Annotated in this window: 18 protein-coding genes and 3 tRNA genes; 19 read left to right on the forward strand and 2 right to left on the reverse strand. The window is 68.8% G+C overall.

Annotated features, from left to right (window positions below; all coding sequences use genetic code 11):
• The first annotated feature begins 482 nt into the window (after positions 1-482).
• From ACFVGY_RS08850 to ACFVGY_RS08890, 9 genes are all read left to right on the forward strand, one after another.
• Positions 483-555 (forward strand) — tRNA-Thr (locus ACFVGY_RS08850).
• Between the two features lie 49 nt (positions 556-604).
• Positions 605-677: transfer RNA gene (locus ACFVGY_RS08855), tRNA-Met, on the forward strand.
• Positions 678-766: 89 nt separating this feature from the next.
• Complete coding sequence (gene rpmG, locus ACFVGY_RS08860; protein WP_003956487.1) at positions 767-931, forward strand: 50S ribosomal protein L33; 165 nt, start codon at positions 767-769, stop codon at positions 929-931.
• A 127-nt stretch (positions 932-1,058) separates the two neighbouring features.
• Complete coding sequence (locus ACFVGY_RS08865) at positions 1,059-1,511, forward strand: MaoC family dehydratase N-terminal domain-containing protein (RefSeq protein ID WP_385673201.1); 453 nt, start codon at positions 1,059-1,061, stop codon at positions 1,509-1,511.
• A 2-nt stretch (positions 1,512-1,513) separates the two neighbouring features.
• Positions 1,514-1,942 (forward strand): MaoC family dehydratase, encoded by a 429-nt coding sequence (locus ACFVGY_RS08870; protein WP_385673204.1) that lies wholly within the window; start codon positions 1,514-1,516, stop codon positions 1,940-1,942.
• Between the two features lie 117 nt (positions 1,943-2,059).
• Positions 2,060-2,695: a TetR/AcrR family transcriptional regulator gene (locus tag ACFVGY_RS08875; RefSeq protein ID WP_385673207.1), complete on the forward strand. Its 636-nt coding sequence runs from the start codon at positions 2,060-2,062 to the stop codon at positions 2,693-2,695.
• A 118-nt stretch (positions 2,696-2,813) separates the two neighbouring features.
• Positions 2,814-3,212, forward strand: a complete 399-nt coding sequence (locus tag ACFVGY_RS08880) for a DUF3291 domain-containing protein (RefSeq protein WP_385673210.1) — start codon at positions 2,814-2,816, stop codon at positions 3,210-3,212.
• A gap of 38 nt (positions 3,213-3,250) precedes the next feature.
• Positions 3,251-4,333, forward strand: a complete 1,083-nt coding sequence (locus ACFVGY_RS08885; protein ID WP_385673213.1) for a UDP-N-acetylmuramate dehydrogenase — start codon at positions 3,251-3,253, stop codon at positions 4,331-4,333.
• A 15-nt stretch (positions 4,334-4,348) separates the two neighbouring features.
• Positions 4,349-4,765, forward strand: a complete 417-nt coding sequence (locus ACFVGY_RS08890; RefSeq protein ID WP_385673216.1) for a hypothetical protein — start codon at positions 4,349-4,351, stop codon at positions 4,763-4,765.
• A 92-nt stretch (positions 4,766-4,857) separates the two neighbouring features.
• Here the strand turns inward: ACFVGY_RS08890 and ACFVGY_RS08895 are convergent, their stop codons facing one another.
• Both ACFVGY_RS08895 and ACFVGY_RS08900 read right to left on the reverse strand, forming a co-directional pair.
• Positions 4,858-5,889, reverse strand: coding sequence for an adenosine deaminase (locus ACFVGY_RS08895; RefSeq protein ID WP_385673218.1), 1,032 nt, complete (start codon positions 5,887-5,889; stop codon positions 4,858-4,860).
• 183 nt (positions 5,890-6,072) lie between these two features.
• Positions 6,073-7,299, reverse strand: a complete 1,227-nt coding sequence (locus tag ACFVGY_RS08900; RefSeq protein WP_385673221.1) for a pyridoxal phosphate-dependent aminotransferase — start codon at positions 7,297-7,299, stop codon at positions 6,073-6,075.
• Positions 7,300-7,491: 192 nt separating this feature from the next.
• On the opposite strand from ACFVGY_RS08900, the gene ACFVGY_RS08905 reads away from it, so the two are divergent.
• The 10 genes from ACFVGY_RS08905 (at position 7,492) to ACFVGY_RS08950 (ending at position 20,996) form a co-directional block, all read left to right on the forward strand.
• Positions 7,492-7,564: transfer RNA gene (locus ACFVGY_RS08905), tRNA-Trp, on the forward strand.
• Positions 7,565-7,669: 105 nt separating this feature from the next.
• Positions 7,670-7,951: a preprotein translocase subunit SecE gene (gene secE, locus ACFVGY_RS08910; protein WP_385673224.1), complete on the forward strand. Its 282-nt coding sequence runs from the start codon at positions 7,670-7,672 to the stop codon at positions 7,949-7,951.
• A gap of 84 nt (positions 7,952-8,035) precedes the next feature.
• A complete protein-coding gene (nusG, locus tag ACFVGY_RS08915; RefSeq protein ID WP_385673227.1) occupies positions 8,036-8,950 on the forward strand; it encodes a transcription termination/antitermination protein NusG in 915 nt (304 codons plus the stop codon).
• A 166-nt stretch (positions 8,951-9,116) separates the two neighbouring features.
• Positions 9,117-9,551, forward strand: coding sequence for a 50S ribosomal protein L11 (gene rplK / locus ACFVGY_RS08920; protein ID WP_385673230.1), 435 nt, complete (start codon positions 9,117-9,119; stop codon positions 9,549-9,551).
• An 89-nt stretch (positions 9,552-9,640) separates the two neighbouring features.
• Positions 9,641-10,369 carry a 50S ribosomal protein L1 gene (rplA, locus tag ACFVGY_RS08925; RefSeq protein WP_385673233.1) on the forward strand — a complete coding sequence of 243 codons (729 nt, stop codon included), beginning with the start codon at positions 9,641-9,643 and terminating at the stop codon, positions 10,367-10,369.
• Between the two features lie 330 nt (positions 10,370-10,699).
• Positions 10,700-11,617, forward strand: coding sequence for a hypothetical protein (locus ACFVGY_RS08930; protein ID WP_385673236.1), 918 nt, complete (start codon positions 10,700-10,702; stop codon positions 11,615-11,617).
• Between the two features lie 275 nt (positions 11,618-11,892).
• The gene (gene rplJ, locus ACFVGY_RS08935) at positions 11,893-12,423 is read left to right on the forward strand and encodes a 50S ribosomal protein L10 (protein ID WP_385673238.1); all 531 of its coding nucleotides are present in this window, start codon (positions 11,893-11,895) and stop codon (positions 12,421-12,423) included.
• A gap of 111 nt (positions 12,424-12,534) precedes the next feature.
• The gene (rplL, locus tag ACFVGY_RS08940) at positions 12,535-12,918 is read left to right on the forward strand and encodes a 50S ribosomal protein L7/L12 (RefSeq protein ID WP_362172486.1); all 384 of its coding nucleotides are present in this window, start codon (positions 12,535-12,537) and stop codon (positions 12,916-12,918) included.
• Between the two features lie 597 nt (positions 12,919-13,515).
• Positions 13,516-16,998: a DNA-directed RNA polymerase subunit beta gene (gene rpoB, locus ACFVGY_RS08945; protein ID WP_385673241.1), complete on the forward strand. Its 3,483-nt coding sequence runs from the start codon at positions 13,516-13,518 to the stop codon at positions 16,996-16,998.
• A 98-nt stretch (positions 16,999-17,096) separates the two neighbouring features.
• Positions 17,097-20,996 (forward strand): DNA-directed RNA polymerase subunit beta', encoded by a 3,900-nt coding sequence (locus tag ACFVGY_RS08950; RefSeq protein ID WP_385673244.1) that lies wholly within the window; start codon positions 17,097-17,099, stop codon positions 20,994-20,996.
• Positions 20,997-21,080 lie beyond the last annotated feature (84 nt).

Genomic DNA, 21,080 nt, shown 5'->3' on the forward strand with positions numbered 1-21,080 from the left:
CCCGCGCGGGGGTCTGGGCGGGGGCGGGGGGCGCCCCCGGCGCCGGGCCGGGGCCGCGGCCGCCGCGCTCGCCCCGGGGCCCCCCCCGCGCGCGCCCGCGGCGGGGGGAGGGGGGCGGCTGCTGCGGCTGGCTGTCGGACATCGCGCTCCTGCGGTGGTGCGGTGGTGCAGTGGCTCGGGCGGGTCCTGGGCCTGGGGCGGGCCGCAGCCTGCGGCCCAAGATCACGCAGCGTGCCCAGAGCCTAGGGCGCGAGGCTCCCGCCTTCACGCAGGCCGCATTAGTCGTACCGCCGTGCCACGGCCCACCGGCGGCTGACCGGCCGCCCCATCAGCCGGCTGACCGACCCGCCCGACCGGCCGCCGTGCACCCCGCGCGGCGGCCCCGCGCACGGCCCCCGCACCGCTGCGGAAGGGGGTCCCGGGGCGGCCCCGGCAATGGATTTGGGCGATCGGCTGGCAACCGTGTAATGTCTTCCTCGCTCGCCCCAATAGCTCAGTCGGTAGAGCGTCTCCATGGTAAGGAGAAGGTCTGCGGTTCGATTCCGCATTGGGGCTCTGGTGAGAGAGGCCCCCCACCCTCGGGTGGGGAGCCGATCATCATCAAAGCGGCGTAGCTCAGTCGGTAGAGCAAGCGGCTCATAATCGCTGTGTCACCGGTTCAAGTCCGGTCGCCGCTACCCACAGTAGCCGATTGCGGGGTCGGTCTCCCGATCGGCTACTCTTTTATGCGTTCGATCCGTCCATTAGTCCGTCAAGGAGCACTCACGTGGCTGCCACCGACGTCCGCCCGAAGATCACGCTGGCCTGCGTGGAGTGCAAGGAGCGGAACTACATCACCAAGAAGAACCGGCGCAACAACCCGGACCGTCTTGAGATGAAGAAGCACTGCCCGCGCTGCAACTCGCACACCGCGCACCGCGAGACCCGCTGACACCGGCGCAGTCTCGAATATAGGCAACGCCATGAGGTCGTCCCCTTCAATGGGGGCGGCCTCGTGTCGTTTCCACGACCTCGAGTCCCCGTCCGTGTCCGTCATTTTCCACAGGAGGTAGGGAGCCATGGCGCTCGACCAGTCCTTCGTCGGGCGGAGCTACCCGCCCACCGATCCGTACGAGGTCGGCCGCGAGAAGATCCGCGAGTTCGCGGTCGCGGTCGGGGACGACAACCCCGTCTACACCGACGCCGAAGCCGCCAAGGCCGCCGGCTACCAGGACGTGATCGCCCCGCCGACCTTCGTCTTCGCGATCACCTTCGCCGCCGCGGGCCAGGTCGTCGCCGACCCGCAGCTCGGGCTCGACTACAGCCGGGTCGTCCACGGCGACCAGAAGTTCGCCTACCACCGCCCCGTACGGGCCGGTGACCGGCTCTCCGTGACCTCCACCATCGAGGCGGTCAAGACCCTGGCCGGGAACGACATCATCGACATCCGCGGCGAGGTCCACGACGAGACCGGCGAACACGTGGTGACGGCGTGGACGAAGCTCGTCTCCCGCGCCCCCGAGGAGGCCTGAGAGTGACCGCGAAGATCAAGTACGACGAGGTCGAGGTCGGCACCGAGCTCCCGGCGGCGTCCTTCCCCGTGACCCGCGCCACGCTCGTCCAGTACGCCGGCGCCTCCGGAGACTTCAACCCGATCCACTGGAACGAGAAGTTCGCCAAGGAGGTCGGCCTCCCGGACGTGATCGCCCACGGCATGTTCACCATGGCCGAGGCCATCCGCGTCGTCACCGACTGGACCGGCGACCCGGGCGCGGTCGTCGAGTACGGCGTCCGCTTCACCAAGCCGGTCGTGGTCCCGAACGACGACACGGGCGCCCTGATCGAGGTCAGCGGCAAGGTCGCGGCCAAACTCGACGACCACAAGGTCCGGGTGGACCTGACCGCGATCAGCGCCGGCCAGAAGGTGCTGGGCATGTCGCGGGCCGTGGTCCGACTGGCCTGAGCCGGTCCCGGCCGGCGAACGGCCGACACAGTCCGGTAGGGGCGCCCGCAGCACCGTCGCGGGCGCCCCTTCCTCTCCTCTTGCTAAGTTAGTGATTGGCCACTAACTTAGGTTGGCATGGCAAGGATGAGCGCAGAGGAGCGGCGCGAGAGCGTCATCCGCGCGGCGATGCACGAATTCGCCCGCGGCGGGTACCACGGCACCTCCACCGAGGCCATCGCCAAGCGCGTCGGCGTCTCCCAGCCGTACCTCTTCCGGCTCTTCCCCAACAAGCAGGCGCTCTTCGTCGCGGCCGCCACCCGCTGCCTGGAGGACACCCGCCGGGTCTTCGAGCGGGCCGCCGACGGGCTGCACGGCGCCGAGGCGCTGGCCGCCATGGCCGGGGCCTACGGCCGGCTGATCACCGAGGACCCCGACAAGCTCCAGCTCCAGATGCAGATGTACGTCGCCGTGGCCGCCGCCGAGCGGGCCGGCGACCCGGAGTTCGGCGAACTGGTCCGGGCCGGCTGGCTCCGGCTCTGGGACACCGTCCACCTGCCGCTCGGCGGCGACCTCGACGAGACCACGAACTTCATGGCCTACGGGATGCTGATCAACGCCCTGACCGCCATGGGGTTCCCGCCCGGTCACCGGGTCTGGGCGGGACTGCACCCCGGAACCGACGCCGGAACCGAGACCGAACCCGAGACCGAACCCGAGACCGGAACCGAGACCGGAACGGAGACCGGAACCGGAGCACCGGACGGCGCGTAGGCCCGGTCGCCGGGCCGCGGCGCCGGCCTCCGCCTGCCATCGAAAGTTAGTGATCAATCACTAGCGAAACTGTCGTCCCACTCCTGTCCGTGCACGACCCGTACGAAGGAGCTCCGCCATGCCCGACATGCCCTGGACCACGCCCACGGCCCCGGCCCCCGACGCCGAGGTCTACGTCATGGCCTCCCGCTTCGAGACCCGGACCCTGCTCGGGGCCCTCCGGTTCCTCCTCAGGTCGCCCGGGATCGTCCTCCAGATCCGCAAGGCCCCCGGCGCCCACGGCGCCGCCCTCCGGGCCCGGGTCGGCGCCCGGACCTTCCTCACCCTCTCGGCCTGGTCCGACCGCGACGCCCTCCACCGGTTCGCCCGCAGCGAGCCGCACCGCTCCAACTCCCGCGCCGCCGCCGCGCACATGAAGGAATCGGCCTTCACCTTCTGGACCGCCCCGGCCTCGGCCCTCCCCGTCACCTGGGAGGAGGCCGAGCGACGGCTCGCCGCCGAGCAGGCCCGGTACTGACCGCGAGGACGTACGGTCCGTGGCCCCGCCGGGAACCCGTGGCGGCGGACCGTACTCTTGTCCACGTGCAGGAACTCCACGACGCCCCCCTCGCCCCGCTGACCACGTTCCGCCTCGGCGGACCCGCCACCCGGCTGGTCACCGCGACCACCGACGCCGAGGTGGTCGAAGCCGTCCGCGCCGCGGACGAGAGCGGCACCCCGCTCCTCGTCATCGGTGGCGGCAGCAACCTGGTCATCGGCGACCGCGGCTTCGAGGGCACCGCCCTGCGCATCGCCACCACCGGCTTCCACCTCGACGGCACCACCCTGGAGCTCGCTGCCGGCGAGAACTGGTCCGACGCCGTCGCCCGCACCGTCGAGGCGGGCCTCGCCGGCATCGAATGCCTTGCCGGAATCCCCGGCTCCGCCGGCGCGACCCCGATCCAGAACGTCGGCGCGTACGGGCAGGAGGTCTGCGACACCATCACCGAGGTCGTCGCCTACGACCGCACCCTGCGCGAGACCGTCACCCTGACCGCCGCCGAGTGCGCCTTCGCGTACCGCGACAGCCTCTTCAAGCACCAGCCCGACCGGTACGTCGTCCTGCGCGTCCGCTTCGCCCTGGAGGACGCCGGCGGACTGTCCGCGCCGATCAAGTACCCCGAGACCGCCCGCGCCCTCGGCGTCGGGGCCGGCGACCGCGTCCCGGCCACCACCGCCCGCGACACCGTCCTGCGGCTGCGCGCCGGCAAGGGCATGGTCCTCGACCCGGCCGACCACGACACCTGGTCCGCCGGCTCCTTCTTCCACAACCCGATCCTGACCGCCGAGGCGTACGCCGCCTTCCTCACCCGCGCCCAGGAGCGCCTCGGTCCCGACACCACCCCGCCCGCCTACCCGGCCGGCGAGGGCCGTACGAAGACCAGCGCCGCCTGGCTCATCGACAAGGCCGGCTTCACCAAGGGCTACGGCACCGGCCCCGCCCGGATCTCCACCAAGCACACCCTCGCCCTCACCAACCGCGGCGAGGCCACCACCGAGGACCTGCTCACCCTGGCCCGCGAGGTCGTCGCCGGCGTCCACGCGGCCTTCGGCGTCACCCTGGTCAACGAGCCGGTGACGGTCGGCGTCAGCCTCTGAGGAGCCCCGGCCGCCATGCTCTGTCCACGGCACGGGGCCGGTACGGACCCCACCCGCCTGGTGGGACGCACGATCAGCCGCATCATCGCGTCCTGGCACGTCTACGAGGGCGAACGCTCCGAGGTACCCCTCGACGTCTGGCTCATCGACAGCGAGGGCGACTCCACCAGGATCAGCACCGGGTCCGACGGCTGCCTGATCGTCGAGTCCACCGCCCCGCACGAGCCGTACGACATGGGGGAGTGGGGTCGCATCGAGGTCGGCGAGGACCTCGGCTACCACCCCTTCCTGCGCCACCTCGGCGACACCGTGGCCCGGGTGTCCGAATTCGCGGCGCCCGAGACCGGGCGCACCCAGCTGGAGATCGGCTTCGGCGACGGCGACCGGGTCCGGGCCGACTGCTGGCAGGGCGACCTGCGGCTCACTCGCTGACCTGCGGCTTACCCGCTGGCCGGCGGCTCACCCGCTGGCCGGCGGCTCACCCGCCGGCCTGCGGCCGTCCGCGGGCCCCGGGCGCGCCGCGGCTACCCCGCCAGCCAGTGGTCGATCCCGGTCAGCAGCTTGTCCTGCACGTCGTGCGGCGCCGCCGACCCCCGCACCGACTGGCGCGCCAGCTCCGCGAGCTCCGCGTCCGTGAACCCGTGGTGCCGGCGGGCGATCTCGTACTGCGCCGCCAGCCGCGCCCCGAACAGCAGCGGGTCGTCGGCGCCCAGCGCCATCGGCACGCCCGCCTCGAACAGCGTCCGCAGCGGGACGTCCTCCGGCCGCTCGTACACCCCGAGCGCCACGTTCGACGCGGGGCACACCTCGCAGGTGACCCCCGCCTCGGCGAGCCGCCGCAGCAGCCGCGGGTCCTCGGCCGCCCGCACCCCGTGCCCGATCCGCGCCGCGTGCAGATCGTCCAGGCAGTCCCGGACCGAGGACGGGCCGGTGAGCTCGCCGCCGTGCGGGGCCGCGAGCAGGCCGCCCTCCCGGGCGATGGCGAAGGCCCGGTCGAAGTCCCGGGCCATGCCGCGGCGCTCGTCGTTCGACAGGCCGAAGCCGACGATGCCGCGGTCGGCGTAGCGGACGGCCAGACGGGCGAGCGTACGGGCGTCGAGCGGGTGCTTCATGCGGTTGGCCGCGATCAGCACCCGGATGCCGAGCCCCGTGTGCCGGGACGCCGACTCGACCGCGTCCAGGATGACCTCGACCGCCGGGATCAGACCGCCCAGGTGCGGGGCGTACGAGGTGGGGTCGACCTGGATCTCCAGCCAGCCGCCACCGTCGCGGACGTCCTCCTCCGCGGCCTCGCGGACCAGGCGCTGGATGTCCTCGGGCTGCCGCAGGCACGAGCGGGCGGCGTCGTACAGCCGCTGGAAGCGGAACCAGCCGCGCTCGTCCGTGGCGCGGAGCTTCGGCGGCTCCCCGCCGGTCAGGGCCTCGGTCAGCGCCTCGGGCAGGCGCACGCCGTACTTGTCGGCGAGCTCCAGCAGGGTCGACGGCCGCATGGACCCGGTGAAGTGCAGGTGCAGATGGGCTTTCGGCAGAAGCGTCAGATCGCGTACGTGCTCCATCCGGTGATCCTGCCGTACCCGTCACCCGTTCGGCACCGGATTCCCTGAACGGGACCTTGCTCGAACGTAAAATCGTGCCCTCGAAGCCGCGATGCGCCGCCCCCCGAACCCCCGCAGGGCAGAAAAGCGGCGCCGCCCCGCAGGGGACGGCGCCGCTCGGTCAGCCGGTCGGTCGGCTCAGCCTCAGGCCTTCGCCTCGGCCAGCAGCTTCTGGATCCGGGACACGCCCTCGACCAGGTCCTCGTCCCCCAGGGCGTACGAAAGACGCAGGTAGCCGGGGGTGCCGAAGGCCTCGCCCGGGACGACCGCCACCTCGGCCTCGTCCAGGATCAGCGAGGCGAGCTCCGCGGAGGTCTGCGGGCGCTTGCCGCGGATCTCCTTGCCGAGCAGCTCCTTGACCGACGGGTACGCGTAGAAGGCGCCCTCGGGGGTCGGGCAGAAGACGCCGTCGATCTCGTTGAGCATCTTCACCATCGTCTGGCGGCGGCGGTCGAAGGCCTTGCGCATCTCCGCGACGGCGTCCAGGTTCCCGGAAACGGCGGCGATCGCGGCGACCTGGGCCACGTTCGAGACGTTCGAGGTGGCGTGCGACTGCAGGTTGGTCGCGGCCTTGACGACGTCCTGCGGGCCGATGACCCAGCCCACGCGCCAGCCGGTCATCGCGTACGTCTTGGCGACGCCGTTGACGATGATGCACTTGTCGCGCAGGGCCGGCACCAGCACCGGCAGCGAGGTGAACTTCGCCTCGCCGTAGACCAGGTGCTCGTAGATCTCGTCCGTCAGCACCCACAAGCCGTGCTCGGCGGCCCACTCGCCGATCGCCTTCGCGTCCTCCTCGCTGTAGACCGCGCCGGTCGGGTTCGAGGGGGAGACGAACAGGACGACCTTGGTCCGCTCGGTGCGCGCGGCCTCCAGCTGCTCGACGGAGACCCGGTAGCCGGTGGTCTCGTCGGCGACGACCTCGACCGGGACACCGCCGGCCAGCCGGATCGACTCCGGGTAGGTGGTCCAGTACGGGGCCGGGACGATGACCTCGTCACCCGGGTCCAGGATCGCGGCGAAGGCGTTGTAGATCGCCTGCTTGCCGCCGTTGGTCACCAGCACCTGCGACGCGTCGACCTCGTAACCGGAGTCGCGCAGCGTCTTTTCGGCGATGGCCTTCTTCAGCTCGGGCAGGCCGCCCGCCGGCGTGTACCGGTGGAACTTCGGGTCGCGGCAGGCCTCGACCGCGGCCTCGACGATGTAGCCGGGGGTCGGGAAATCGGGCTCGCCCGCGCCGAAGCCGATGACCGGGCGCCCGGCGGCCTTGAGGGCCTTGGCCTTGGCATCGACGGCGAGGGTGGCGGACTCGGAGATGGCGCCGATACGGGCGGACACCCGGCGCTCGGAGGAAGGCGTAGCAGAGCTCATACGGCCAATCGTCCCAGAAGCCCCTGAGGCCCCGCACACTGTTCCAGACATCGGACGGACCACCCGGATCTGCGCTCTGTTCGACGTCAGGGCGTGGAACACGTACACTCACCTGTCGTTGGGCCTCGCCGACCACAGCAGAGCGTGAGCACTCCGTGCACTCGTCTGTATGCGGTAGGTTGGGGAACGCAAAGGGTCGTAGCTCAATTGGTAGAGCACTGGTCTCCAAAACCAGCGGTTGGGGGTTCGAGTCCCTCCGGCCCTGCTCCACACTCCTCCTCGGATGTGTGCGCAGGTACGTACTTAGATGCAACGCCGTGCGGCGCAACCGGGCGCGGCCACGGCCCCGACCCGGATTCAGGTGAGAGACGTGACGGACGCCCTGGGCTCCATCGACAAGCCTGACGCCGAGGACGGCACCCGCGAGAAGAAGGCCCGCAAGGGCGGCAAGCGCGGCAAGAAGGGCCCTCTGGGCCGACTCGCGCTGTTCTACCGCCAGATCGTGGCGGAGCTCCGCAAGGTCGTCTGGCCGACCCGCAACCAGCTCACCACGTACACCACCGTGGTGATTGTCTTCGTCGTCATCATGATCGGTCTGGTGACCGTGATTGACTATGGGTTCCAGGAAGCCATCAAGTTCGTCTTCGGCTGATCCTCGCGGAGGGCGGCGCCTTGATGGGTGCCGCCCCTTTTCGCATGTTCCACCACCTTTTGTATCCAGGAAGAAGCAGCCACCGTGTCTGACCCGAACCTGAACGCGAGCCACGACTCCGTCGAGTCCGTCGAGGACGAGCTCGACATCGTCGAGGCGGCAGACGCTGTGGACCCCGACGAGGCGGAGCTCGCCGACGCCGAGGCCGGTGCCGCTGCCGAGGAGGCCGCGCTGCACGTCGCCGACGCCGACGCCGACGCCGACGCCGACGCCGACGCCGACGCCGACGTTGACGCCGACGCCGACGCCGCTGAGGACGAGGCCGCCGAGGCCGCGGCCGAGCCCGCGGAGGAGGCCGAGGAGGCCGCCGAGGCGGAGGACGTCGACCCGATCCAGGCCCTGCGCGACGAGCTGCGCACGCTGCCCGGCGAGTGGTACGTGATCCACACCTACGCGGGCTACGAGAAGCGCGTGAAGGCCAACCTGGAGCAGCGCGCCGTCTCGCTGAACGTCGAGGAGTTCATCTACCAGGCCGAGGTGCCCGAGGAAGAGATCGTCCAGATCAAGAACGGCGAGCGCAAGAACGTCCGGCAGAACAAGCTGCCCGGCTACGTGCTCGTCCGCATGGACCTGACGAACGAGTCCTGGGGCGTCGTCCGCAACACCCCGGGCGTCACCGGCTTCGTCGGCAACGCCTACGACCCGTACCCGCTGACCCTGGACGAGATCGTCAAGATGCTCGCCCCGGAGGCGCAGGAGAAGGCCGCCAAGCAGGCCGCCGAGGAAGCCGGCCTGCCGGCGCCCGCGGTCAAGCGCACCATCGAGGTCCTGGACTTCGAGGTCGGCGACTCGGTCACCGTCACCGACGGCCCGTTCGCGACGCTGCAGGCGACCATCAACGAGATCAACCCGGACTCGAAGAAGGTCAAGGGCCTCGTCGAGATCTTCGGTCGCGAGACCCCGGTCGAGCTCAGCTTCGACCAGATCCAGAAGAACTGATCTTCTGAGTCACAGCTTCCGAGCAGGTCAGGCAGCCCCGCGAAGGGCGGTCTGACCTGCTCGGTTTTAAGCCCCGCACCGATACCCGCTATCGTGGTGCGGTATGCCTCCATCCGGATGACCCGGATCGGCGGCGGAAAACTCTCACTAGGACCCGGAGAGAGCAATGCCTCCCAAGAAGAAGAAGGTCACGGGGCTTATCAAGCTCCAGATCAACGCCGGTGCGGCCAACCCGGCCCCGCCGGTCGGCCCCGCACTGGGTCAGCACGGCGTCAACATCATGGAGTTCTGCAAGGCCTACAACGCCGCGACCGAGTCGCAGCGTGGCATGGTCGTGCCGGTGGAGATCACGGTCTACGAGGACCGTTCCTTCACCTTCGTCACCAAGACCCCGCCGGCCGCGCGGCTGATCCTCAAGGCTGCGGGCATCGACAAGGGCTCCGGCACCCCGCACAAGGACAAGGTCGCCAAGCTGACGGCTGCCCAGGTCCGCGAGATCGCCGAGCTGAAGATGCCCGACCTGAACGCCAACGACGTCGACGCCGCGATGAAGATCATCTCCGGCACCGCGCGTTCGATGGGCGTCACCGTCGAGGGCTGATTTCAGCCGCCCCCTGCACCACCCGTGGTAGGGCCAAGCGCTGGCCCGCACCACAACTCCATGCCTGAAGCGAAAAAACAGGAGCTGAAGTGAAGCGCAGCAAGACTCTCCGCGCTGCGGACGCCAAGGTCGACCGGGAGAAGCTGTACGCCCCGCTCGAGGCCGTCCGACTCGCCAAGGAGACCTCCTCGGTCAAGTTCGACGCCACCGTCGAGGTCGCCTTCCGCCTGGGTGTTGACCCGCGCAAGGCCGACCAGATGGTCCGTGGCACCGTGAACCTCCCGCACGGCACCGGTAAGACCGCCCGGGTCCTGGTCTTCGCGACCGGTGACCGTGCTGCGGCCGCGGAGGCCGCCGGCGCCGACATCGTCGGCAACGACGAGCTGATCGACGAGATCGCCAAGGGCAACCGCCTGAACGAGTTCGACGCGGTTGTCGCCACCCCGGACCTCATGGGCAAGGTCGGCCGCCTCGGCCGCGTGCTCGGTCCGCGTGGTCTGATGCCGAACCCGAAGACCGGCACCGTGACGATGGACGTGGCCAAGGCCGTCACCGAAATCAAGGGCGGCAAGATCGAGTTCCGCGTCGACAAGCACTCGAACCTGCACTTCATCATCGGCAAGGTCTCCTTCTCCGATGAGCAGCTCGTCGAGAACTACGGCGCGGCCCTGGAGGAGATCCTCCGTCTGAAGCCGTCCGCCGCCAAGGGCCGGTACCTGAAGAAGGCCGCCGTGAGCACCACCATGGGCCCCGGCATCCAGCTCGACCCGAACCGCACCCGGAACCTCCTCGTCGAGGAAGACCCGGCTGCTGTCTGATCGGGCGGAGCCGTCCGGCTCACCTGACCGGCTGAACGCCTGAGCGGGCCCCCGCACTCCCTCCGGGGAGGGCGGGGGCCCGTTCGCGTGCCCGTGCCCGTCCCCGGCCGTTGTGCACGCAAATGCGCACGACTTTCCGTGGTGACCACACGTACAGTCGACGGTGATCGACACCGGTCGCGTACCCGGCGGGGGGCGGGCCTGACCAGCCCTACGTCCGACATCCGGCCGCACCAGGCCGCATCCGGGCCGCCACGAGGCCCACCGGGGTCGGCGGAACACCACGCACCGCGCACCGCGCACCACGCGGCACCATCTGGGGGAAACATCATGAACAAGGCTGTCCGGACACGAGCGGGCGTCGCCCTGGCGGGCACCGCGCTGCTCCTGGGCGGTCTGACCGCCTGCGGCTCCGACGGGGGCAAGGACGCAGGGGAGGGCGGCAAGCCCGCCGCAGCCGCCCCACAGTCGCCCCAGGAGGCCGTCAAGGCCGCCTACGCCAAGACGCTGCAGGCGAAGACCTCGGCGTTCCGGACGACAGCCGTCCAGGCCGACGGCAAGACCACGGAGGTCTCCGGAACCGTGGGCTGGTACCCCACCGCCCGCGAGCTGACGCAGCCCAACGGCAAGCGGCAGGTCATGCTGCCCGGCGTGGTCTACACGGAGATGGACAAGCCGCTCGAAGGCAAGAACTGGATGAAGATGGGTCTGGCCAAGGACGGCAAGCCCACGGCCCGGTTCGAGGACACCCCGGTCGAGTACCTCGCGCTGATGATCGACCAGCCCGGGGTGCAGCACGCCGGCACCGAGCAGGTGGGGGGCGTGCAGACGGAGCACTACCGCGGCACCTTCACCCTCGACCAGCTGCTGGCCAGCGACGAGAAGAGCCGGCTCGTGCCGGACGCCGAGCGCGCGAGCCTGCGCGAGGCCCTCCAGCGCGCCAAGGTCACCTCGTACGGCCTCGACGTGTGGATCGACAAGGACGGCCACCCCCTCAAGGCCGAGGCGCAGCGCACCGACGACAAGGGCGTCGACCGCGTCACCTCGGAGTTCTCCCAGTACGGGGCGGCGCCGGCCGTACAGGCCCCGCCGGAGGGCGACACAGCCGACTTCGACGCGGTGATGAAGGGGGTCGACGAGTCGCTGGCCGACACGGAGGCCTCCCTGAAGGACACCCGGAAGTCGCTCAAGGACACCGAGAAATCCCTCGCGGAGACCGACAAGATCCTCAAGGGCCTCGGCCACTGAGGCCCCGGCCGGGCCCCCGGGGGGCGATTTGCCCTCCCGGGACCCGGTCACGTACAGTTCCACGGAAGCCAAAGACCGCTGGTCGTTGCCGCGCCCGTGAGGGTGCGGTGGCCGAAGGATCCGCTGAAAGCGGGCGACCCGCGCAGGTGACTGTGGAAGGCTCCCGGGATTTCGATCCTGGTAGAGCGTTGCCCCGTGCGCCTGCGCCCGGGGCGCTTTGTTTTGTCCAGCCCCTTCTGCGCGGTCCTCATCACCCGGAAGGAGGCCGACGCTCTATGGCAAGGCCCGACAAGGCTGCCGCGGTAGCCGAGCTGGAGGACATGTTCCGCAGCTCGAACGCCGCTGTGCTGACCGAGTACACGGGGCTCACCGTTGCGCAGCTCAAGACGCTGCGTCGTTCGCTCGGTGAGAACGCCCAGTACGCCGTGGTGAAGAACACGCTGACCAAGATTGCGGCCAACTCGGTCGGGATCACCGCGCTGGACGAGCACCTTGCTGGTTCGACCGCGGTCGCCTTCGTCACCGGGGACCCGGTGGAGTCGGCGAAGGCTCTGCGTGACTTCGCCAAGGACAACCCGAAGCTCGTCATCAAGGGCGGTGTCCTTGACGGCAAGGCGCTGTCCGCCGACGAGATCAAGAAGCTTGCGGACCTCGAGTCCCGCGAGGTTCTGCTCGCCAAGCTGGCCGGTGCCATGAAGGGCAAGCAGTCCCAGACTGCCGCGCTCTTCCAGGCGCTGCCGTCGAAGCTCGTCCGCACCGTGGAAGCGCTTCGTGCCAAGCAGGACGAGCAGGGCGGTGCCGAGTAATTCGGCTCGCGCATTGATCCGCGCCGCCTAGTGCGCGGGTCGTAGCGGGCCGTTACGCCCGCCTTTCTAGACATCTCGGCACCAGCCGAATTAGTGGAAGGATCGCCCATCATGGCGAAGCTGTCTCAGGACGACCTGCTCGCTCAGTTCGAGGAGATGACCCTCATCGAGCTCGCCGAGTTCGTGAAGGCCTTCGAGGAGAAGTTCGACGTCACCGCCGCCGCTCCGGTCGCCGTTGCCGCCGCCGGCGCCCCGGGTGCCCCGGCCGCCGAGGTCGAGGAGAAGGACGAGTTCGACGTCATCCTCACCGGCGCTGGCGACAAGAAGATCCAGGTCATCAAGGTCGTGCGTGAGCTGACCTCCCTGGGTCTGAAGGAGGCCAAGGACCTCGTCGACGGCACCCCGAAGCCGGTCCTCGAGAAGGTCAACAAGGAGGCCGCTGACAAGGCCGCCGAGGCCCTCAAGGGCGCCGGTGCCTCCGTCGAGGTCAAGTAACACCTCTGAGGCCGCCTGACGGCCTCTGCGAAGGGCGATCACCCGTAAGGGTGGTCGCCCTTCGGCGTACCCGGCGGTGCCTGACTTGCCCTGTCGTCGTTGGGGAGTAGGGTGATCATCGTTGCCCCGTGCCAGGGTCCCGCGACGGGGCCGAGATGATCCGCACGGAGCAGGGGGCCTTGACGAACGGCACGCGGCGCGCAATTCTCAGGACCGTCGCACCGGCTCGATCCGCGATCGGGAGCACCGATCGAGGGTCCGAGGCATGGATCGACTACGAAGAGGGCAGTACTGATACGCGCTCTGTGTACGAGAGACGCGACGTTGGACGCAGCGGTTGGGTTTTAACGACGTGGGGAAGGCCTGTTGCCGGTTTCCGGAAACCTGGTCTGGACATCAGTGAGCCAAGTGGCTACACTGACCCTTTGCGCTGCCTGTTAGCTGTCCCCTGCCCGTCGCCAGGGGCATGCCCACGCTCGAGCACACTTGATTGATACGCCCTGACCTGGCATTTCAACCAGTTCGGGGAGTGCGTCTCCTGTGTCGGCTGGGACCGGTACGCGCGTAGTGAGTCCGAGCCCTCGGAAGGACCCCCTCTTGGCCGCCTCGCGCAACGCCTCGACCAATACGAACAACGGTGCCAGCACCGCCCCGCTGCGCATCTCCTTTGCAAAGATCAAGGAGCCGCTCGAGGTTCCGAACCTCCTGGCGCTGCAGACCGAGAGCTTTGACTGGCTGCTCGGCAACAACGCCTGGAAGTCTCGCGTCGAGTCGGCGCTCGAGAGTGGACTGGACGTTCCCACGAAGTCCGGTCTTGAGGAGATCTTCGAGGAGATCTCGCCGATCGAGGACTTCTCCGGGTCGATGTCGCTGACCTTCCGCGACCACCGGTTCGAGCCGGCGAAGAACTCGGTCGACGAGTGCAAGGAGCGCGACTTCACGTACGCGGCGCCGCTCTTCGTCACCGCCGAGTTCACGAACAACGAGACCGGTGAGATCAAGTCTCAGACGGTCTTCATGGGCGACTTCCCGCTCATGACCAACAAGGGCACCTTCGTGATCAACGGCACCGAGCGTGTCGTCGTGTCGCAGCTGGTGCGCTCCCCCGGCGTCTACTTCGACTCCTCCATCGACAAGACGTCCGACAAGGACATCTTCTCCGCCAAGATCATCCCGTCTCGTGGTGCCTGGCTGGAGATGGAGGTCGACAAGCGCGACATGGTCGGTGTCCGCATCGACCGCAAGCGCAAGCAGTCCGTCACCGTCCTCCTGAAGGCCCTCGGCTGGACCACCGAGCAGATCCTCGAGGAGTTCGGCGAGTACGAGTCCATGCGCGCCACCCTGGAGAAGGACCACACCCAGGGCCAGGACGACGCGCTGCTCGACATCTACCGCAAGCTGCGTCCGGGCGAGCCGCCGACCCGTGAGGCCGCGCAGACGCTGCTCGAGAACCTGTACTTCAACCCGAAGCGCTACGACCTGGCGAAGGTCGGCCGCTACAAGGTCAACAAGAAGCTCGGCGCCGACGAGCCGCTCGACGCCGGCGTGCTGACCGTCGACGACGTCATCGCGACGATCAAGTACCTCGTGAAGCTCCACGCGGGCGAGACCGAGACCATCGGCGAGTCCGGCCGTTCGATCGTTGTCGAGACCGACGACATCGACCACTTCGGCAACCGCCGCCTGCGCAACGTCGGCGAGCTCATCCAGAACCAGGTCCGCACGGGTCTGGCGCGTATGGAGCGCGTCGTCCGCGAGCGCATGACCACCCAGGACGTCGAGGCGATCACGCCGCAGACCCTGATCAACATCCGGCCGGTCGTCGCCTCCATCAAGGAGTTCTTCGGCACCAGCCAGCTGTCGCAGTTCATGGACCAGAACAACCCGCTGTCTGGTCTGACCCACAAGCGCCGTCTGTCCGCGCTCGGCCCCGGTGGTCTGAGCCGTGAGCGGGCGGGCTTCGAGGTCCGTGACGTCCACCCGTCGCACTACGGCCGCATGTGCCCGATCGAGACCCCCGAAGGCCCGAACATCGGTCTGATCGGCTCGCTCGCGTCCTACGGCCGCGTCAACGCGTTCGGCTTCGTCGAGACCCCGTACCGCAAGGTCGTCGACGGCCAGGTCACCGACGAGGTCGACTACCTGACCGCCGACGAGGAAGACCGCTTCGTCATCGCCCAGGCCAACGCGCGCCTGGACGAGGACCTGCGCTTCGCGGAGCCCCGCGTCCTGGTCCGCCGCCGTGGCGGCGAGGTCGACTACGTCCCCGGGGACGACGTGGACTACATGGACGTCTCGCCGCGCCAGATGGTGTCGGTCGCGACCGCCATGATCCCCTTCCTGGAGCACGACGACGCCAACCGCGCCCTCATGGGCGCGAACATGATGCGCCAGGCCGTTCCGCTCATCAAGGCGGAGGCCCCGCTCGTCGGCACCGGCATGGAGTACCGCTGCGCCGTCGACGCCGGCGACTCCATCAAGGCGGAGAAGGACGGTGTCGTCCAGGAGGTCTCGGCCGACTACGTCACCGTCACCAACGACGACGGCACGTACACCACGTACCGCGTCGCCAAGTTCAACCGCTCCAACCAGGGCACCTCGGTCAACCAGAAGGTCATCGTCAACGAGGGCGACCGGGTCATCGACGGCCAGGTCCTCGCCGACGGTCCGGCGACCGAGAACGGCGAGATGGCGCTGGGCAAGAACCTGCTCGTGGCGTTCATGCCGTGGGAGGGTCACAACTACGAGGACGCGATCATCCTGTCGCAGCGCCTCGTCCAGGACGACGTCCTCTCCTCGATCCACATCGAGGAGCACGAGGTCGACGCCCGTGACACCAAGCTCGGCCCCGAGGAGATCACCCGGGACATCCCGAACGTCTCCGAGGAGGTCCTCGCCGACCTCGACGAGCGCGGCATCATCCGCATCGGTGCGGACGTCGTCGCCGGCGACATCCTGGTCGGCAAGGTCACCCCCAAGGGTGAGACCGAGCTGACCCCGGAGGAGCGCCTGCTCCGCGCGATCTTCGGTGAGAAGGCCCGTGAGGTCCGTGACACCTCCCTGAAGGTGCCGCACGGTGAGATCGGCAAGGTCATCGGCGTCCGCGTCTTCGACCGCGAGGAGGGGGACGAGCTTCCCCCGGGCGTGAACCAGCTGGTCCGCGTCTACGTCGCCCAGAAGCGCAAGATCACCGACGGTGACAAGCTCGCCGGCCGCCACGGCAACAAGGGTGTCATCTCCAAGATCCTCCCGATCGAGGACATGCCCTTCCTCGAGGACGGCACCCCGGTCGACATCATCCTCAACCCGCTCGGTGTCCCGTCCCGAATGAACCCGGGACAGGTCCTGGAGATCCACCTCGGCTGGCTCGCCAGCCGCGGCTGGGACGTCTCCGGCCTCGCGGACGAGTGGGCCCAGCGTCTGCAGGTCATCGGTGCGGACCAGGTCGCCCCGGGCACCAACGTCGCCACCCCGGTGTTCGACGGCGCCCGCGAGGACGAGCTGGCCGGCCTCCTGCAGCACACGATCCCGAACCGCGACGGCGAGCGCATGGTGCTCCCGTCCGGTAAGGCGCGCCTGTTCGACGGCCGCTCCGGCGAGCCGTTCCCGGACCCGATCTCGGTCGGGTACATGTACATCCTCAAGCTCCACCACCTGGTCGACGACAAGCTCCACGCCCGTTCGACCGGTCCGTACTCGATGATCACGCAGCAGCCGCTGGGTGGTAAGGCGCAGTTCGGTGGCCAGCGCTTCGGTGAGATGGAGGTGTGGGCGCTCGAGGCTTACGGCGCCGCCTACGCCCTCCAGGAGCTCCTGACCATCAAGTCCGACGACGTCACCGGCCGAGTGAAGGTCTACGAGGCCATCGTCAAGGGCGAGAACATCCCCGAGCCGGGCATTCCCGAGTCCTTCAAGGTGCTCATCAAGGAAATGCAGTCGCTCTGCCTCAACGTGGAGGTGCTGTCCTCGGACGGCATGTCCATCGAGATGCGCGACACCGACGAGGACGTCTTCCGCGCTGCGGAGGAGCTGGGTATCGACCTGTCCCGGCGCGAGCCGAGCAGCGTCGAAGAGGTCTGACGGGCCTGGCCGGGGGCTCGCAACCGCAGCCCCCGGCCATCCCCGGGACCGTTCAGACCATGATTGAGACACGACCCCGAAAGAGGGATTGACGCACAGTGCTCGACGTCAACTTCTTCGACGAGCTGCGGATCGGCCTTGCCACCGCGGACGACATCCGTACCTGGTCGCACGGCGAGGTCAAGAAGCCGGAGACCATCAACTACCGCACCCTCAAGCCCGAGAAGGACGGACTCTTCTGCGAGAAGATCTTCGGTCCGACCCGGGACTGGGAGTGCTACTGCGGCAAGTACAAGCGTGTCCGCTTCAAGGGCATCATCTGTGAGCGTTGTGGCGTCGAGGTCACGCGCGCCAAGGTGCGCCGTGAGCGGATGGGCCACATCGAGCTTGCCGCCCCCGTCACCCACATCTGGTACTTCAAGGGCGTCCCGTCGCGCCTGGGCTACCTGCTGGACCTCGCGCCGAAGGACCTCGAGAAGGTCATCTACTTCGCCGCGTACATGATCACGTTCGTCGACGACGAGCGCCGCCAGCGCGACCTGCCGTCGCTGGAGGCCCACGTCTCCGTCGAGCGCCAGCAGATCGAGAACCGCCGCGACGCCGACCTCGAGGCCCGCGCCAAGAAGCTCGAGACCGACCTGGCCGAGCTCGAGGCCGAGGGCGCCAAGGCCGACGTGCGCCGCAAGGTGCGCGAGGGCGCCGAGCGCGAGATGAAGCAGCTCCGCGACCGCTCCCAGCGCGAGATCGACCGCCTGGACGAGGTCTGGAACCGCTTCAAGAACCTCAAGGTCCAGGACCTGGAGGGCGACGAGCTCCTCTACCGCGAGCTGCGTGACCGCTTCGGCACGTACTTCGACGGCTCGATGGGTGCCGCGGCGCTGCAGAAGCGCCTGGAGTCCTTCGACCTGGAGGAGGAGGCCGAGCGCCTCCGCGAGATCATCCGCACCGGCAAGGGCCAGAAGAAGACCCGTGCGCTGAAGCGTCTGAAGGTCGTCTCCGCGTTCCTGCAGACCAGCAACAGCCCCAAGGGCATGGTCCTGGACTGCGTCCCGGTCATCCCGCCGGACCTGCGTCCGATGGTGCAGCTGGACGGTGGCCGCTTCGCGACCTCCGACCTGAACGACCTGTACCGCCGTGTCATCAACCGCAACAACCGCCTGAAGCGCCTTCTCGACCTCGGTGCCCCCGAGATCATCGTGAACAACGAGAAGCGCATGCTCCAGGAGGCGGTCGACGCCCTCTTCGACAACGGCCGCCGCGGCCGCCCGGTCACGGGCCCCGGCAACCGTCCGCTGAAGTCCCTCAGCGACATGCTGAAGGGCAAGCAGGGTCGCTTCCGTCAGAACCTGCTCGGCAAGCGAGTCGACTACTCGGCGCGTTCCGTCATCGTCGTCGGCCCGCAGCTGAAGCTGCACCAGTGCGGTCTGCCCAAGGCCATGGCGCTGGAGCTCTTCAAGCCGTTCGTGATGAAGCGCCTGGTCGACCTGAACCACGCGCAGAACATCAAGTCGGCCAAGCGCATGGTCGAGCGCGGCCGCACCGTCGTGTACGACGTCCTCGAAGAGGTCATCGCCGAGCACCCGGTGCTGCTGAACCGTGCGCCCACGCTGCACCGCCTCGGCATCCAGGCCTTCGAGCCGCAGCTGGTCGAGGGCAAGGCCATCCAGATCCACCCGCTCGTCTGCACCGCGTTCAACGCGGACTTCGACGGTGACCAGATGGCCGTGCACCTGCCGCTGTCCGCGGAGGCGCAGGCCGAGGCCCGCATCCTGATGCTGTCCTCGAACAACATCCTCAAGCCGGCCGACGGCCGCCCGGTGACGATGCCGACCCAGGACATGGTCCTCGGTCTGTTCTTCCTCACCACGGACGGCGAGCTGCGCGACGTCAAGGGCGAGGGTCGTGCCTTCGGCTCCACCGCCGAGGCGATCATGGCCTTCGACGCCGGCGAGCTCTCGCTGCAGTCGCTGGTCGACATCCGCTTCCCGGTGGGCACCATCCCGCCGCGCGGCTGGGTCCCCCCGGTCGCCGAGGAGGGTGAGCCGGAGTTCCAGCCGGGCGACAGCTTCCGTCTGAAGACCACGCTGGGTCGTGCGCTCTTCAACGAGCTGCTGCCGGAGGACTACCCGTTCGTCGACTACTCGGTGGGCAAGAAGCAGCTCTCCGAGATCGTCAACGACCTGGCCGAGCGCTACCCCAAGGTCATCGTGGCGGCGACGCTCGACAACCTGAAGGCGGCCGGCTTCCACTGGGCGACCCGTTCCGGCGTCACCGTGGCCATCTCCGACGTCGTGGTCCCCGAGGCCAAGAAGGAGATCGTCGCGGGCTACGAGGCCCAGGACGAGAAGGTCCAGAAGCAGTACGAGCGCGGTCTGATCACCAAGGACGAGCGCACGCAGGAACTCATCGCGATCTGGACCAAGGCGACCAACGAGGTTGCCGAGGCGATGAACGCGAACTTCCCCAAGACCAACCCCATCTTCATGATGGTTGACTCGGGTGCCCGAGGAAACATGATGCAGATGAGGCAGATCGCCGGTATGCGTGGTCTGGTGTCGAACGCGAAGAACGAGACCATCCCGCGTCCGATCAAGGCCTCGTTCCGTGAGGGCCTGTCCGTGCTGGAGTACTTCATCTCCACCCACGGTGCCCGTAAGGGTCTGGCCGACACCGCCCTGCGTACCGCCGACTCGGGTTACCTCACCCGTCGTCTGGTGGACGTCTCGCAGGACGTGATCATCCGCGAGGAGGACTGCGGCACCGAGCGCGGCCTCAAGCTGAAGATCGCCTCCAAGGACGAGACCGGTGTCCTGCGCAAGGCCGACGACGTCGAGACGTCGGTGTACGCGCGCATGCTCGCCGAGGACGTCGTCGTGGACGGCAAGGTCCTGGCCCCGGCCAACGTCGACCTGGGCGATGTCCTCATCGACCAGCTCGTCGCGGCCGGCGTGGAGGAGGTCAAGACCCGCTCGGTCCTGACCTGTGAGTCCGCCGTCGGCACCTGTGCCTTCTGCTACGGCCGCTCCCTGGCCACCGGCAAGCTGGTCGACATCGGTGAGGCGGTCGGCATCATCGCCGCCCAGTCCATCGGTGAGCCCGGTACCCAGCTGACGATGCGTACCTTCCACACCGGTGGTGTGGCCGGTGACGACATCACCCAGGGTCTGCCGCGTGTCGTCGAGCTCTTCGAGGCCCGTACCCCGAAGGGTGTCGCCCCGATCTCCGAGGCCGCCGGTCGCGTGCGGATCGAGGAGACCGAGAAGACCAAGAAGATCGTCATCACGCCGGACGACGGCAGCGACGAGACGGCCTTCCCGATCTCCAAGCGCGCCAAGGTGATCGTCCACGAGGGCGACCACGTCGAGGTGGGCCAGAAGCTCACCGCGGGTGCCACCAACCCGCACGACGTGCTGCGCATCCTCGGCCAGCGTGCGGTCCAGGTCCACCTGGTCGGCGAGGTCCAGAAGGTCTACAACTCGCAGGGCGTGTCGATCCACGACAAGCACATCGAGATCATCATCCGGCAGATGCTCCGCCGCGTGACGATCATCGAGTCGGGCGACGCCGAGCTGCTCCCGGGCGAGCTCGTCGAGCGTTCGCGCTTCGAGACCGAGAACCGTCGTGTGGTCACCGAGGGCGGTCACCCCGCCTCCGGCCGCCCGCAGCTGATGGGTATCACCAAGGCCTCGCTGGCGACGGAGTCCTGGCTGTCGGCCGCCTCCTTCCAGGAGACGACCCGAGTCCTGACGGACGCGGCGATCAACGCCAAGTCCGACAGCCTCATCGGCCTCAAGGAGAACGTCATCATCGGTAAGCTCATCCCGGCCGGTACGGGCCTCGCCCGCTACCGCAACATCCGGGTCGAGCCCACCGAGGAGGCGAAGGCCGCGATGTACTCGGCCGTCGGTTACGACGACATCGACTACTCGCCCTTCGGCACCGGCTCCGGCCAGGCCGTCCCGCTGGAGGACTACGACTACGGCCCGTACAACGGCTAAGGGTCACCAAGAGGAAGCCCCCCGCTGCTCCGGAAGGAGCGGCGGGGGGCTTCCTCGTATCTGCGTACGGGGCGGGGCCGAGGC

This window comes from Streptomyces sp. NPDC127106 (assembly GCF_042677605.1).
Classification (GTDB): Bacteria; Actinomycetota; Actinomycetes; order Streptomycetales; family Streptomycetaceae; genus Streptomyces.